Below are 14,148 nucleotides of genomic sequence, written 5' to 3'. Positions count from 1 at the left end.
AGCGCCGCGCCCGCTCCTGGCGAGCGCGCCACGACTGACCGGAGGCTGATGAGGTGATCGAAGTCCGCCCGGGTGGGCGCCGCCGCATCGACAGGGTGCTGTCCCCGGACTACGCCAGCGGGATCGAGCACCGCGACCTCGGCGGGGTCCGGGAGCTGCGCGACGAGGCGGCGCAGGAGGAGACCGACCTGTCCTACCTCCGCCGGGTGCTGCACGCGCGGATCGACATCGTGCACGCCGAGCAGCGCAGGCGGCGCGACGGCGGCTCGGCGTCGGTCGTCGAGCAGCTCGTGCAGATCCTGTCCGACGGCGCGATGGGCCCGGCCGCCGGTTCGGGCCGCCACCAGACCACCGAGCCCTCGCGCGCGGAGGCGCACCGCAGGCACGTCGAGGCGCTGGTCTCCGATGTGGACCTGTCCGATGTGACCTCGCTCTCGGGGGACAAGCTGGACCGCGCGCTGGCCGCCTACACCGCCGAGGAGGACTCGGTGTCGACGCGGCGCCGCGAGGTGCAGGAGGTGGTGGACCGGCTCAACGCCGAGATCGCCCGCCGCTACCGGGAGGGCGCGGCGTCGGTGGACGCGCTGCTGGCCCGCGAGAGGGACCAGCCGTGACCGCACCGGCCCCGCTCGTCGAGGTGCTCCGCAGCGGGCTCCGGGAGAGCCTGCACCACGGTTCGGTCGTGGTGCTCGGGCCGGACGGCGGCGTCCGCTTCGCCGTCGGCGACACCGGCTCGCCGATGTTCCCGCGCTCCTCGCTGAAGCCGGCGCAGCTCGCCGGGATGCTCGACGCCGGTCTGGAGCTGCCGCCGATCGACCTGGCGCTGGCCGCGGCCTCGCACAGCGGCGAGCAGGAGCACCTGGAGCGGGTCCGCGACCTGCTGGACCGGCACGACCTCACCGAGGACGACCTGCGCTGCCCGCCGGACTGGCCGCTGGGCGAGGCCGCCCGCACCGCGCACGCCGGGACCGGGATGCGCCGGATCACCATGAACTGCTCCGGCAAGCACGCCGCGATGCTGGCGACCTGCGTGCAGCTCGGCTGGTCCACCGCGGACTACCTCGCCCCGGAGCACCCGGTGCAGGTGGCGATCCGCGAGACCGTCGGCGGGCTCGCCGGGGAGCCGATCGCGGTGTCCTCCGTGGACGGCTGCGGTGCCCCGCTGCACGCGCTGAGCCTCACCGGTCTGGCGCGGATGTTCGGGGCGCTGGCCGACCACCCGGTCGCCGCCGCGATGCGCACGCACCCGTGGCTGGTGGCGGGCACCGGCCGGGCCGACACCGAGCTGATGCGCGCGGTGCCGGGGCTGGTGACCAAGATCGGCGCGGAGGGCGTGATGGCGCTGGGCCTGCCCGACGGCGCGGCGGTGGCGCTCAAGATCGCCGACGGGGCGGACCGCGCGCGGCTGCCGGTCGCGGTGGGCGCGCTGCGGCTGCTCGGGGTGCGCAGCCCAGCGCTGGACGCGCTGGCCGAGGAACCGGTGCTGGGCGGCGGTGCGCCGGTCGGCGCGGTCCGGCTGCTCGACGACGCGCTGGTCGGCTAGGAGGACGCCCCGGCATGGCCGACACCTACACCCACGGCCACCACGAGAGCGTGCTGCGCTCGCACCGCTGGCGGACCGCCGAGAACTCCGCCGCGCACCTGCTGCCGCACCTGCGGCCCGGCCTGGACGTGCTCGACGTCGGGTGCGGGCCCGGCACCATCACCGCCGACCTGGCCCGGCTGGTCGCGCCCGGCCGGGTGCTCGGCGTGGACAACGCACCGGAGCCGGTGGCGCGGGCCCGCGCCGAACACCCGGGCGCCGAGTTCGCCGTCGCCGACGTCTACGCCCTGCCGCATCCGGACGACTCGTTCGACGTGGTGCACGCCCACCAGGTCCTCCAGCACCTGACCGACCCGGTGGCCGCGCTGCGCGAGATGCGCCGGGTCTGCCGCCCGGGCGGGGTGGTCGCGGTGCGCGACGCCGACTACGGCGGGATGCGGTGGTGGCCGGAGCACCCGGGGCTGGACCGCTGGCTGGAGCTGTACCGGCAGGTCGCGCGCGGCAACCGGGCGTTCCCGGACGCCGGCCGGATGCTCAAGCCCTGGGCGCGGGCGGCCGGGTTCGCCGAGGTGCGCTGCTCGGCCTCGACGTGGTGCTTCGCCGACGACGAGGAGCGGGCCTGGTGGGGCGGCCTGTGGGCGGACCGGGTGCGGCGGTCCGCGCTGGCCGAGCAGGCCGTGGCGCGCGGGCTGTCCGACCCCGCCGAGCTCGACCGGCTCGCCGCGGCCTGGCGCACCTGGGCCGAGGACCCGGACGGCTGGTTCGCGGTCCCCCACGGCGAACTCCGCTGCCACCTCTGACGACCACCCGGCTGGCTCACCCGGATGGGAACTGAGTGAGGGGCACCCTTGTCCCGGTCAGGGGTTCTTGCAGAATGCGGCGGAGCCGCATGCGGTGAGGCGCTGTCAGCTTGCACCGCCGCGGGTCCTCAGCGGTCTTCTCGCGAGGACAGCCGTGACGCCGTGTACGAAGTGGGTACATCAGGAGCGGCTCCCGGAGCGAGAAGGCCGCTGAGGTCCCGCCACCCGCACCGCCACGCAGGCCGTTCTGAAAGCGGTCCTCACTCGGGCAAGGGTGCCCCTCACTCCGGGGGAAGATCACCCGGACGGGGTGGGTTCAGTTGTGGCGTTCGCGGGAAGCGAACTCCGACCAGAAGTCCCGCAACGCCTCGTAGCGCTCGCCGACCTCGCCCATGTCCCCGGCCTCCATCGCGTCGATGATGGCGTGCACGTCCTCGGCGGAGGTGTCGGCGTCGAAGTCGCCGCCGTTCATCATCTGGACCAGCCCGCCGTAGTCGAGCTCCACCGCCGAGTGCGGGTGGAACCGCTCCAGCCAGCGCCCGGTCTCGCGCAGGATGCGGGTCGGGCCCTCCTCGCCGATCGACTTCCGGCACACCGAGTGCCCGCGGGCGATGCGGCGCCGCGCGTCGGCCATCGCGACGCGCCAGCAGACCCGGCGGCGCTCCTCGGTGATGACCACGCGTTCGGTCGGGTCGACCAGGACGAACCAGGGCAGCGGCACGGTCCAGGTCGACGACAGGACGTGCACCGCGCCCCGGGACTGCTCGGCGACCACGGAACTCGCCTGGACCTTCGCCTTGTCCACCGGCACCGCCAGCGCCGCCGAGCGCAGCGGCGGCTCGGCCGATCCGAGGAAGCCGACGAGCGCGGCGGCGGACCGGCCGCGCAGGTCCAGCGGGCAGACCAGGGGCCCGGGGCCGACCGCGGCGGCGGGCGCGGTGGGCACCTGCTCGGGGTCCAGGCTCAGGACCGGTCCGACGTCCGGTTCGGCGACGGCGTCACCGGGCAGGAGCTGGGGCGGCGCGGACACCTGGGTGCGCAGCCACACCCCTTCCTCGACACTCCCCGCGTCGAACGGATCGACCGTCCCGCGCCGCAGCGCGGCGCCGAGCTGCTCGCGCAGCGGGGAGTCGAAGGTCGACAGCGGTTCGTACACCCGCAGGTAGGCGACGAACGGCTCAGGCACACGAGCATCGTGCCATGAGCCCCGACCGGGGCTCCGGCAGGCTCCGCCACCGGCGGTTCGGGAGCGGAGTGCGAGGTCACCCACGACACGCCGCCCCGAGCCGACACCACGTCGCGTAGAACCGCCTCGGCACGGTACGGTAGTTACAGGAAAAGTTGTCGAGATCATGCGGGGCCGACATTCCCCTGTCCGCCCCGCACACCCTGTGCGAGGGGGTCGAGCCATGGGGCGCGGCCGGGCTAAGGCCAAGCAGACGAAGGTGGCCCGCGAGCTTAAGTACAGTTCCCCCGCCATGGACATCGAGGCGTTGCAGCGCGAGCTGGGCACCTCGGGTCCATCTGGCGAGTGGTCCGACGAGGACCGCGATGACGACTCGTACGACGACGGGTACGGCGACTACGACCGGCGTTGACGCACACTCCCCCTCCACCGGGCGGCGCGGTGCGCTGTCCGTTGGGCGGGGGTGTGCCGCTGGGCGTCTGTTCGACCCGACATGCACGAGCGGGCGGGAGTGCCGAGGTTCGCGGGCATTTCGATAGAGGAGGACCGCCGTGAGTGGCGCCACCGGCAACCGGTGGCGCCACTCGGCATAGCGGCCCAGGTCAATGTGAGTGAGGGGCACCCTTGCCCCAGTTACTTGGTCAAGGGTGCCCCTCACTCACGTCCCGAACGGGTGAGCCGGGCAACGGCGCGCCGGGCCCCGGCAGACCTCGCGACCGAGCAGACCTACGCGGTGAGCAGCTGGGGGTCCTCTCCGAAGCCGCCCTGGAGCCCTACGCGGGCCACCGGCACCGGGCCGTCCGCTGCCCGACCGCGGCCGGGCGGTACAGCCCCGGGATCCCGCCCGCGGCTACCGGGCGATGCGGTGAGCGCACCGCGGCGCCGACGCCGGGTGCGTTCCTGGTGCATCGGGGGCGATCGGCGCAGCGCGGAGACCGGCAACCCCACGCAGGCCATCGGCGAACCTCGGCGGGTGAGCCGGGGAAGAAGTGGGGACCGACGTGCGGGCCGCCTCTCGGCGGATGGCGCTGCAGGGCTCCAGCCGGACGGTATTCCCTGCAGGCGTGTGTTGGAGCCCGGGGGCACGCGCACGCCGGTCATCCAGCACAACGCGCGGGCCCGGGCCCGCATTCCCGGGGCCCCTCACCCGGATCGGTGAGAGCCCGGCCCGACGTGTCGCTTTACCCCGCGGGGGTATGGTGGCGGCTGTCCGGAACCGAGCCCGAGGAGGTCGGCAGTGCCCCGCGCCACGGCCAGGTTCGTGCTGCTCGCCCTGGTGCTGTTCGGCGTCGTCGCGATGCACCAGCTCCCGGTCGGGCACGGCGCTGACGGTGGTGGCGAGCACGAGCCGACCCCGCCCGCCGCCGCGCAGTCGGCGCAGGCCCACCACGGCGCCGCGCACCAGCCGGACGAACCGGCCGACGACGGCGGCGCGCACTCGGTGCTGCACCTGTGCCTGGCCATCCTCATCGGCGCCGCCGGACTGCTGGCGCTGCGGGGCCGTCTCCCCCGCGCCCCGCGCACCCTGCTGCCGGGTCCGGGGCAGCACCCGGGGGCCGCCCCCGGTCGGCGACCTCCGGCGCGCACCACCCCCACCGTCTACGCCCTGCGGGTGCTCCGGCTGTGACGGAGCCTGGTCGGGGACGCCCCGGCCCTCCGGTCGCAAGCGCACAACGCACCCGCAGGGAGAACACGATGCACGCACGCACGACCGCCGCCGCACTGCTCAGCGCGGCGGCGCTGGCCGGGATCGCCGGATGCGGTGGGGAGCAGTCCCCGCCGCCGCCCGCCGACCACCAGCAGCACCGGACCGAGCAGCCCGCGCCGCAGCAGGGCGAGCAGGCGGTCCACAACCAGGCCGACATCGCCTTCGCCGAAGGCATGATCCCGCACCACCAGCAGGCCCTCCGGATGGCGGACATGGTGCCCGAGCGGACCGGCAACGCCGAGGTCCTCGACCTGGCCGAGCGCATCCGCGCGGCCCAGCAGCCGGAGATCGACCAGCTCGAGGGCTGGCTCGCGGAATGGCGCCCGGCGCCGCCGCAGGGGCACCAGATGCCCCAGGAGCACTCGATGCCCGAGCACGGCGGTCACGAGGGCATGCACGGGATGATGACGCCGGAGGACATGGCGGCCTTGGAGCAGGCTCGGGGCGCGGAGTTCGACCGGATGTGGCTGGAGATGATGATCGAGCACCACGAGGGTGCCGTGCAGATGGCCGAGACCGAGCTGGCCGAGGGGGCGAACCCGGAGGCCAAGGCGATGGCCCAGCGGATCATCGACTCGCAGCAGGCCGAGATCGACGAGATGAACGCGCTCCTGCGCTGAGCCCGACGCACCCCCGGCGGACCCACCGCCGGGGGATGCACCCGTCCGGGAAGTGAGTGAGGGGCACCCTTGCCCAAGTTACTGGGACAAGGGTGCCCCTCACCTACCTCACTTCCGGGTGATGCGAAGCAGGTGAGGGGCACCCTGTACCTCGTTACTGGGTACAGGGTGCCCCTCACTCAGGTATCGGACGGGTGAGGCGGCCCCGCTGGCAGGTGGCCCCGTGCTGGCGGGTGAGTGGGTCTCAGAACCTCGGGTGGTCGCCGCGGAGGACGACGCGGTCGTCCTCGGTCGCGCCCTCGACGGTGGGCTGCTTGGCGACCTCGCCGAGGATCCAGGCGGGCACGTGGCGGGCGGTGAGCACGGCCAGCGCGCGGTCCACGTCCTCGGCGGTGACCACGGCGACCATGCCGATGCCCATGTTGAACGTGCGGTCCATCTCCTCGGGCTCGACCCGGCCGCGCTGGGCGATCAGCCGGAACACCGGGTCCGGCGTCCAGCTCCCCCGGTCCAGCACGGCGGTGAGCCCGGCGGGGATCACCCGCGCCAGGTTCTGCGCCAGTCCACCGCCGGTGATGTGCGCGAAGGTCCGGACCTCGGCTTCGGCGGCGAGCGCGAGGCAGTCCTTGGCGTAGATCCGGGTGGGCTCCAGCAGCTCCTCGCCGAGGGTGCGGCCGAACTCCTCGACGTGCCCCTCCAGCGGCATCCGCGCGATGTCCAGCAGCACGTGCCGGGCCAGCGAGTAGCCGTTGGAGTGCAGGCCGGAGGAGCCCATCGCGATCACCACGTCGCCGGGGCGGACCTTGTCCGGCCCGAGCATCGCGTCGGCCTCCACCACGCCGACGCCGGTGGCGGAGATGTCGTACTCGCCCGGGGCCATCATGCCCGGGTGCTCGGCGGTCTCCCCGCCCAGCAGCGCGCAGCCGGCCCGCACGCAGCCCTCGGAGATGCCCTTGACCAGGTCGGCGACCCGTTCCGGGACGACCTGGCCGACGGCGATGTAGTCCTGCAGGAACAGCGGCTCGGCCCCGCACACCACGAGGTCGTCGACGACCATCGCGACCAGGTCGATGCCCACGGTGTCGTGCGCGTCCACCGCTTGCGCGACGGCGAGCTTGGTGCCCACGCCGTCGGTGGAGGAGGCCAGCACCGGCTCCTTCCACCGGTCCAGCTTGAGCTGGAACAGGCCGGCGAATCCGCCCAGCGAGCCCAGCACCTCGGGCCGGGTGGCGCGCTGCGCCCAGGGCTTCATCCGCTCCACGGCGGCGTCCCCGGCCTCGATGCTCACCCCCGCATCCGCGTAGGTGGCCTTCGGGCTCTGGGCAGACCCAGCGAGCAGGTCTTCGGACACGACTGACTCCACATCTGGTGGTGTTTGCGGTTCGCCGCCACGAGCACGTGTGGCACGGACCACACTACGCGCGGGGCGGAGCTGAGCGGGAGGCTCCGTCAGGGGCGGCGCACGGCGTCCTCGGCGCCGTAGCCGCTGGGCAGCACGGGCTCGGCCGGTCCGGACACGCCGCGCTCGTCCACGCCTTCCAGCAGGAACTTGCCGATCTGGTCGCTGTCGGGCAGCGGGATCGGGTACTGCCCGTCGAAGCAGGCGGCGCACAACCGGGTGCGCGGCTGCTCGGTGGCGGCGATGAGCCCGTCCAGCGAGACGTGGCCGAGGCTGTCGGAACCGATCGAGCGGCGCACCCCGTCGTTGTCCAGCCCGTTGGCGACGAGTTCGGCGCGGGAGGCGAAGTCGATGCCGTAGAAGCAAGGCCACTTCACCGGCGGTGAGGCGATCCGCACGTGCACCTCGATGGCGCCCGCCTCGCGCAGCATCCGGACCAGCGCGCGCTGGGTGTTGCCGCGCACGATGGAGTCGTCGACCACGACCAGGCGCTTGCCCCGGATCACCTCGCGCAGCGGGTTCAGCTTGAGCCGGATGCCGAGCTGGCGGATGGTCTGCGACGGCTCGATGAAGGTGCGCCCCACGTAGGAGTTCTTCACCAGGCCGTTGCCGTACGGGATGCCGCTGGCCTGCGCGTAGCCGATCGCGGCGGGGGTGCCGGACTCGGGCACCGGGATCACCAGGTCGGCGTCCACCGGGTGCTCCTCGGCGAGCTTGCGGCCGATCTCCACGCGGGTGCTGTGCACCGAGCGCCCGGAGATCGCGGTGTCCGGCCGCGCCAGGTAGACGTACTCGAACACGCAGCCCTTCGGGTTCGGGCTGGCGAAGTGCTGGGAGCGCAGCCCGTGCTGGTCGATGGCCAGCAGTTCGCCGGGCTCCACCTCGCGGACGAACGACGCGCCGACGATGTCCAGGGCGGCCGTCTCGCTGGCCACCACCCAGCCGCGCTCCAGCCTGCCGAGCACCAGCGGGCGCACGCCCTGCGGGTCGCGCACCGCGTACAGCGTCGTCTCGTCGGAGAACACCATGGAGAAGCCGCCGCGCACGGTCGGGAACAGCTCCATCGCGGCCTGCTCGATGCCCTTGTCCGCGGCGGCGGCGGCGAGCAGCCCGCACACCAGGTCGGAGTCGCTGGTCGCGCGCTCGCACCCGTTGGCGGGCGAGGAGGAGTTCGCGGCCACGGCGTCGGCGCCCAGTTCGGCCGAGCGGGCCATCAGCTCGGCGGTGTTGACCAGGTTGCCGTTGTGGCCGAGCGCGAGCCCGCCGCCCCCGGCCATCGTGCGGAACGTGGGCTGGGCGTTCTCCCAGCTCCCGCCGCCGGTCGTGGAGTAGCGCGCGTGCCCGACGGCGACGTGGCCGCGCAGCGAGGCCAGCACCTGCTCGTTGAACACGTGGCTGACCAGGCCGAGGTCCTTGTAGACCAGCACCTGCGAGCCGTCGCCGACGGAGATCCCCGCCGCTTCCTGGCCTCGGTGCTGGAGGGCGTAGAGCCCGTAGAAGGACAGCTTCGCGACTTCCTCCCCCGGTGCCCACACGCCGAAGACCCCGCATTCATCGCGGGGGACGTCGTGTTCGACGGGGTCGGCCTCGGGGGACGAGGTGCGGTCGCTGCGTGCGAGGTCCGGATCTGGCCGGTCGGTGACCACCGAAAACTCCCTCGGGGACGGAGCCGGAGTTACACCTCAGTGTAAACAGCGCAGCGGGCGCTGGCGGCCACCTCCAGGGTGGCGGGCGTCTCATACCGGCGCTCACCAGGCACTTCGGGCGCCCGGCCGGTCACGATCCGTCGATCCGCACCAGCGGCAGCCACGCCGAGACGTCGGCGCGGGTGCCCGACGCGCTCACCGCGCCCCCGTCCATCGCGGCGTCCCAGGACAGCAGACCGGTGGCCAGCAGCAGCCAGGTCCGGGCGTCCAGCTCGACCACGTTCGGCGGGGTGCCCCGGGTGTGCCGGGGGCCTTCGACGCACTGCACGGCCGCGAACGGCGGCACCCGCACCTCCACGCTGCTGCCCGGCGCGATCTGCTCCAGCGTGCGCAGGCTCAGCCGCACCGCGGCGGCCACCTCGGCCCGGCCGGGCCGGTCCGCTTCCCCGCGCAACCACGGCGCCACCGCCACCACGGCGGCCCGCACCTCCTCAGCGGAAACCCCACGACGTCCAGCCACGGACCAGACCCTACGACGCCCGCCCGGCGGCGACGGCGTCCGGCGGCGGCGCGGCGGGCGCTTCGCGGCGGCGGTGCCGACCACCCCGGCGCCGACGCCGAGGGGGCTGGCGTTCCAACCACACCAGCCCGGTCGGCGTTCCCGGGCGGATCCCCGCCGCCACCAGCGGCACGCCCGCCGCGAACCCGCACGCCTCGCACCCGGTCACCGGTCCGTCCTGCGGCGCGAGCGCGGCCACCAGCCAGTCGTCGGGCGCGGCGGGTGCGGGAGCCACGTGCCCGCACGCCACCAGGAATCCGGCGCCCCGGGCCGATTCGACCACGTGCCACCGCGAACCCGAACGCGTCCACAGCCGCAGCGCCGGTTCCCGCCACCCGCGACGCGGTGGCGGTGCCGGGGCCTCCGGTTCCGCCGCGAAGTCGATCCGACGCGGCTGGGGATCCAGCAGCAACACCGCCAGCAGGCCCAACGCGAGGGCCACGTCCAGGAATATCGCGAGCAATTCCCGCCCTCCTTTCCCGCGCCTCAGAACCGGTCCGCCAGCAGCCGCGTCGCGGCCTCCCGCGATTCGAGCTCCCGGCGCAGCACTCCGGCCGCCGCCGCGCACGCCATGCACGGAACCCCGGCGGGCCCGAAGGTCCACTCGACCTGTTCGACCCGGAATCCGGCCGCGCACAAGGAGGTCACGATCCCGAGCGGTTCCTCCTGCGCAGCGGGGACGTGGAACACCCGCCGGGATTCGGGCACGATTCCCCGCCGATATCTGAAAGCACCTCGGATCTCCGCCATCCGACACCCTTCCGTTCCGGGTAACAATTCTCATTCCCGATTGACTGTGATCGGAACGTACTGGTTCTCAGTAATGAAGCGCATTCGCTTGGTCGGGTGATCGTCTTGCGCCAACGGGTGCGGAAGGATGCGAACCATGGCAGAAAGCCCGACCGCGCGCCGACGCGCCCAAGGCCACGCTCTGCGCGAGTTGCGCGAAGTCGCAGGCAAGACCGTTCCCGAAGCCTCGGCGGAGCTGGAGTGCTCGGATTCGAAGATCCGCAAGATCGAGCTCGGCGACGTGCCCACGAAACGCGCCGAACTCGACGCCCTGCTGCGGTTCTACGGCGCATCACCCGAGGCCACCGAGGAAGTGAAAGCGCTGGCCAAGGGCGCGAACCAGCGCGGCTGGTGGCAGGCGTACCGGGGCGCCGTCCCCGGCTGGTTCCGCCGCTACGTCGGGCTGGAGTCCGCCGCGACCGAGATCCGAACCTTTGAGACCGAGCTGATTCCCGGTCTGCTCCAAACATCGCAGTACGCCCGCGAAATCACCAGTGCGCTGAATCCGGAGCTGTCCGAGGACGAGCTGGACAAGCAGGTCAAAGTCCGCAGCGAGCGGCAAGAACGGCTGACCGGCGAAGGAAGCGCACGCGTGCTCGCCGTCATCAGCGAAGCAGCAGTGCGGCGGGTCGTCGGTGGACCCGCCGTGATGGCCGACCAACTGCGGTTCCTGCTCACGGCAAGCCGACCTGCGCAGTGCGAACTCCAGGTCCTGCCTTTCACCGCCGGAGCTCACCCGGCAACTGGGCTAGCATTCGCATTGCTGCGGTTCCCGAACGATACGGGGCCGACACTCGCCTATACCGAAAGTCTCACCTCAGCCGCTTACCACGATCGCCAACAGGACGTCGACACCTATACGCTGACCTTCGATCGCCTGCGAGCAGCGGCGTTGAGCCCGTTGGACAGCACAGCCCTGCTGGAGCGGGTGGTCGACGAGTTGCAGGGCGGCTAGCGGGAAAGGGGCGTGGCGGCATGAGCACCCAGTTCGACGGCGCCGTGTGGCGCAAGAGCAGCCGGAGCGCTGGCAACGGCGGCAACTGCGTCGAGGTCGGGTTCACTCCCACCGCGATCGGCATCCGGGACACCAAGGACCGCGACGGCGGCACGCTCGCCATCACGGCCGCCAGGTGGAGCGACTTCCTGGACGCCACCAAGGGCGGCAAGCTGAACGGCTGACGCCGCACGGACGCCCCGGTCGGGAATCCCCCGCACCGGGGCGTTTTCGCGTCAGCGCCTCCGCACCTCGCCGCACATCCCAATTTTCGCGGGCTGACCGAAAAGCCCCCTTCGCCCCCGCGCCTGGTGCGATGCTCTTCCTGGATCTTCCGCGCCGCGATGTGCAGGAGTGATGCCGGTGACGCAGAGCCAGCCGCCCGACGAGGAGCGGTACCCGCACACCTCCACCGCGTATCCGCCCCCGCCGGACTGGGGTCCGCCACCGCCATCCCGGCCGTCCCGGGTGCGCCGCCTCCTGTCCCCGCGCGGGCGGCACTGGGTGGTGCTCGCCGCCGTGCAGTTCGCCGTGATCGTCGCCTTGGTGGGATGGCTCGCCTGGCCCGCGGCGATGCGCGCGATCCCGGGAACGGTGCAGGCCAGCGTGCTGACGCCCGAAGAAGCCAGCGAGGTCCTAGGCGTCACGCTGCACGACGGCACGAGCTGGAGCGAACCGCCACCGCCCCTGGGGGCCGACCCGGCGGAGTGCGCGGTGGCCGTCGGACCGGCGACGCGCGCCGTCTACGCCCCCGGCTGGAGCACGTTCCACGCGGTGACCTACCAGGATTCCGCGGAGATCGCCGATCACGTGGTGATCCAGGTGCTCGGCGAATACCCGGAACGGGATGCGGCCGCCGCCGCGTTCGGCACCTTGGCGGAGGGCGTCGGCGGCTGCGGTTCCGCCGTGCGGACCGCGACCGACCGGGAGACCTCGGGCGAGAGCGTCTCGAACTGGGTCTACGAGGTGTACGCGGCGACCCCGGACCGGCTGATCTGGATCGCGTTCGAGGACGACGGCAACGACTGGGCCTGCTTCCGCCAAGCCCGGCTCGACGGCAGCTCGCTGCTGCAAGCAGCGGTCTGCCAAGGCGGTGACGGCGCGCCCGCCGCCCAGCGGATCGCCGAGCGGTTCTTCAGCAGATCGGGGGCGTGACATGGCCCGACGGTGGTCCCCGCCCGTGCTCCTGACCCTGGTGCTGTCGCTGGTCCTCGGCACCGCCAGCGCCGCCGCGCTCCCCGGCACGCCGGACGCCGGCAGCGCCGCCCACCTCGGCGAGCGGGTCGCGGCGGTGGACCAGCGGCTCGCCGCCCTGCCGCGCCGGGAAGCCGAACTCCGGGCGGCCGAGACGTCGCTGCGGGCGCGGACCGGCGCGCACGACGCGCGGTCCCGCGACGTCGCGGCCCGGCTCGACTCGGTGCGCAGGCGGATCGACGCGCACAACGCGGAGGTGGACCAGTACCCGAACGGGGCGCCGCCCGCGGTGGCGCGGGCCCTCAACTCCCGGGCCGCCGCGCTCAACGCCGAACAGGCGCGCCTGCTGGCCGAGGACGGCGCCCTCTCCGCCGAGAGCGGTGCGCTCGCCTCCGAGGAGGCACGGCTCGAATCCCGGCAGGCGCAGCTCGACCACGACCGCACCGCGCTTCCGGGGCAGCGCCAGCAGCTCCTCCGGCAGTGGGCCGGAGCCCTGGTCGACTCGCTCGGGGAACTCCCGGAAACGGTGCGGCAGGCCCCGGGTGGCGACCCGGCCCGCCCGCCGGGCGACCGGGCGACCCGGGGCGATCCGACGTCCCGGCAGGACGAGGCGGCGGCGCTCGACGACTACGCCGAGCGCCACGGGGTCGAGGTCGACATGCGGCCCGGCACCGCGACCCTCTCGCCCCGCGCGGTGGGTGGCCTGCCGGTCGGCCAGGCCGCCGGGCTGCGACCGCGCTGCCTGTTCGCCGGGCTGGTCCCCAAACCGTCCGGGACCTACACCGCCCTGGTGGTGGGCCCGCGTTCCGCCGCGGAGCAGAACTTCGACCGCGCCGTCGCGCGCGGTGGTGCCGTGGCGGTTCGGGACGGCCAGCGCGTCACCGTCGACGAGGTCACCACCGTCCCGCGCCGCAGGCCCGACCGGTGCCCGGTGCCGAACAGCTTCGCCCCCGGCACCCGCGTCCTGCTCGCCGACGGCAGCAGCCGACCGATCGAGCTGATCCGCCCCGGGGACCTGGTGCGCTCGACGGACCCGGTCACCGGCCGCACCGCGCCCCGGCCCGTCACGGCGCTGAGCGCGGACACCGGCCGGAAGGACCTCCAGCGGCTCACGATCGGCGGCGCGACGCTGACGACCACCGCCGACCACCCGTTCTGGGACCCCGGCCGCCGAACCTGGGTCGAGGCCGGCGAACTGCGCCCCGGTCAGGTGCTGAGCAGCACCCCCGACCGCGCGCCGGTGCGGGTCACCGCCAACTCCCCGGTCCAGCAGCACCGGACGGTCCACAACCTCTCCGTCGCCGACTTCCGCACGTACTATGTGCTCGCGGCCGGCACCCCGGTCCTGGTGCACAACAGCGCGCCCTGCCCGCAACCGTCGCGGCTCGGCACCGACCACCGCGCCCTGGGCGACCCGAACGCCGCGGGAGGCGTCTACGCCCTGCTGTCGGCGAGCGGGATCGTGGTGCGCACCGGGATGGCGAAGAACCTGCGGTCCCGGCTGGCCACGCACCAGCGCAACTACCCGGAGCTGACGCCGGTGGTGCTCTACCGGACCGACAGCCGAGCAGCGCGGAGGGGATTGGAGCAGATGGCCGAGAACCGCTACTCGCCCGTGCTGGCCAACCAGCGGGCGATCCGCCGCGACAACCCGAGGTACGACGAGTACCTGAGCGCGGCCCGCGACTTCCTGGCCCGGTGGGGGTGAGG

Annotated in this window: 16 protein-coding genes; 10 read left to right on the top strand and 6 right to left on the bottom strand. The window is 73.6% G+C overall.

Going from position 1 to position 14,148, the window contains the following annotated elements; all coding sequences use genetic code 11:
- Nucleotides 1–53 precede the first annotated feature (53 nt).
- The 3 genes from ABD976_RS03190 to ABD976_RS03180 are packed head-to-tail and all read left to right on the top strand — an operon-like array spanning nt 54 to nt 2,343.
- On the top strand, nt 54–614 hold the full coding sequence (locus tag ABD976_RS03190) for an RsiG family protein (protein ID WP_345356820.1): 561 nt from the start codon (nt 54–56) through the stop codon (nt 612–614).
- Nucleotides 611–1,543 carry an asparaginase gene (locus tag ABD976_RS03185; protein WP_345356817.1) on the top strand — a complete coding sequence of 311 codons (933 nt, stop codon included), beginning with the start codon at nt 611–613 and terminating at the stop codon, nt 1,541–1,543. Before ABD976_RS03190 ends, ABD976_RS03185 begins: the two co-directional genes overlap by 4 nt.
- A 14-nt stretch (nt 1,544–1,557) precedes the next feature.
- Nucleotides 1,558–2,343, top strand: coding sequence for a methyltransferase domain-containing protein (locus tag ABD976_RS03180; protein ID WP_345356814.1), 786 nt, complete (start codon nt 1,558–1,560; stop codon nt 2,341–2,343).
- 316 nt (nt 2,344–2,659) lie between these two features.
- Here ABD976_RS03180 and ABD976_RS03175 read toward each other — a convergent pair whose 3' ends face one another.
- On the bottom strand, nt 2,660–3,529 hold the full coding sequence (locus ABD976_RS03175; RefSeq protein ID WP_345356811.1) for a DUF8083 family protein: 870 nt from the start codon (nt 3,527–3,529) through the stop codon (nt 2,660–2,662).
- Between the two features lie 223 nt (nt 3,530–3,752).
- Between ABD976_RS03175 and ABD976_RS03170 the strand changes: the two genes are divergently transcribed.
- From ABD976_RS03170 to ABD976_RS03160, 3 genes are all read left to right on the top strand, one after another.
- The gene (locus tag ABD976_RS03170; protein ID WP_345356808.1) at nt 3,753–3,941 is read left to right on the top strand and encodes a DUF3073 domain-containing protein; all 189 of its coding nucleotides are present in this window, start codon (nt 3,753–3,755) and stop codon (nt 3,939–3,941) included.
- Between the two features lie 825 nt (nt 3,942–4,766).
- Complete coding sequence (locus ABD976_RS03165; protein ID WP_345356805.1) at nt 4,767–5,156, top strand: DUF6153 family protein; 390 nt, start codon at nt 4,767–4,769, stop codon at nt 5,154–5,156.
- Between the two features lie 68 nt (nt 5,157–5,224).
- Nucleotides 5,225–5,857, top strand: coding sequence for a DUF305 domain-containing protein (locus ABD976_RS03160; RefSeq protein ID WP_345356802.1), 633 nt, complete (start codon nt 5,225–5,227; stop codon nt 5,855–5,857).
- A gap of 244 nt (nt 5,858–6,101) precedes the next feature.
- Here the strand turns inward: ABD976_RS03160 and purM are convergent, their stop codons facing one another.
- The 5 genes from purM to ABD976_RS03135 form a co-directional block, all read right to left on the bottom strand.
- A complete protein-coding gene (purM, locus tag ABD976_RS03155; RefSeq protein WP_345356800.1) occupies nt 6,102–7,208 on the bottom strand; it encodes a phosphoribosylformylglycinamidine cyclo-ligase in 1,107 nt (368 codons plus the stop codon).
- 98 nt (nt 7,209–7,306) lie between these two features.
- Nucleotides 7,307–8,902, bottom strand: coding sequence for an amidophosphoribosyltransferase (gene purF, locus ABD976_RS03150; protein ID WP_345356797.1), 1,596 nt, complete (start codon nt 8,900–8,902; stop codon nt 7,307–7,309).
- 130 nt (nt 8,903–9,032) lie between these two features.
- Nucleotides 9,033–9,422: a sterol carrier family protein gene (locus tag ABD976_RS03145; protein WP_345356794.1), complete on the bottom strand. Its 390-nt coding sequence runs from the start codon at nt 9,420–9,422 to the stop codon at nt 9,033–9,035.
- A gap of 10 nt (nt 9,423–9,432) precedes the next feature.
- Nucleotides 9,433–9,924, bottom strand: a complete 492-nt coding sequence (locus ABD976_RS03140; protein ID WP_345356791.1) for a hypothetical protein — start codon at nt 9,922–9,924, stop codon at nt 9,433–9,435.
- Between the two features lie 23 nt (nt 9,925–9,947).
- Nucleotides 9,948–10,169: a hypothetical protein gene (locus ABD976_RS03135; protein ID WP_345356788.1), complete on the bottom strand. Its 222-nt coding sequence runs from the start codon at nt 10,167–10,169 to the stop codon at nt 9,948–9,950.
- Nucleotides 10,170–10,347: 178 nt separating this feature from the next.
- Between ABD976_RS03135 and ABD976_RS03130 the strand changes: the two genes are divergently transcribed.
- The 4 genes from ABD976_RS03130 to ABD976_RS03115 all read left to right on the top strand — a co-directional run bounded on the left by ABD976_RS03130 (nt 10,348) and on the right by ABD976_RS03115 (nt 14,146).
- A complete protein-coding gene (locus ABD976_RS03130; protein ID WP_345356785.1) occupies nt 10,348–11,205 on the top strand; it encodes a helix-turn-helix domain-containing protein in 858 nt (285 codons plus the stop codon).
- 20 nt (nt 11,206–11,225) lie between these two features.
- Nucleotides 11,226–11,429 (top strand): DUF397 domain-containing protein, encoded by a 204-nt coding sequence (locus ABD976_RS03125; protein ID WP_345356782.1) that lies wholly within the window; start codon nt 11,226–11,228, stop codon nt 11,427–11,429.
- A gap of 178 nt (nt 11,430–11,607) precedes the next feature.
- The gene (locus tag ABD976_RS03120) at nt 11,608–12,399 is read left to right on the top strand and encodes a sensor domain-containing protein (protein ID WP_345356779.1); all 792 of its coding nucleotides are present in this window, start codon (nt 11,608–11,610) and stop codon (nt 12,397–12,399) included.
- 25 nt (nt 12,400–12,424) lie between these two features.
- The gene (locus ABD976_RS03115) at nt 12,425–14,146 is read left to right on the top strand and encodes a polymorphic toxin-type HINT domain-containing protein (protein ID WP_345356776.1); all 1,722 of its coding nucleotides are present in this window, start codon (nt 12,425–12,427) and stop codon (nt 14,144–14,146) included.
- The last annotated feature ends 2 nt before the right edge of the window (nt 14,147–14,148 follow it).

The organism is Saccharopolyspora cebuensis, from assembly GCF_039542665.1.
GTDB lineage: Bacteria > Actinomycetota > Actinomycetes > Mycobacteriales > Pseudonocardiaceae > Saccharopolyspora > Saccharopolyspora cebuensis.
The sequence above is the reverse complement of the archived record's forward strand: the minus strand, read 5'-3'. Positions and strand labels throughout refer to the sequence as shown.

What these genes read in the sequence shown, in the direction of transcription:
- ABD976_RS03180 (WP_345356814.1), top strand. Translation starts at nt 1,558, where the DNA reads ATGGCCGACACCTACACCCACGGCCACCACGAGAGCGTGCTGCGCTCG.
- ABD976_RS03170 (WP_345356808.1), top strand. Translation starts at nt 3,753, where the DNA reads ATGGGGCGCGGCCGGGCTAAGGCCAAGCAGACGAAGGTGGCCCGCGAG.
- ABD976_RS03160 (WP_345356802.1), top strand. Translation starts at nt 5,225, where the DNA reads ATGCACGCACGCACGACCGCCGCCGCACTGCTCAGCGCGGCGGCGCTG.
- ABD976_RS03130 (WP_345356785.1), top strand. Translation starts at nt 10,348, where the DNA reads ATGGCAGAAAGCCCGACCGCGCGCCGACGCGCCCAAGGCCACGCTCTG.
- ABD976_RS03125 (WP_345356782.1), top strand. Translation starts at nt 11,226, where the DNA reads ATGAGCACCCAGTTCGACGGCGCCGTGTGGCGCAAGAGCAGCCGGAGC.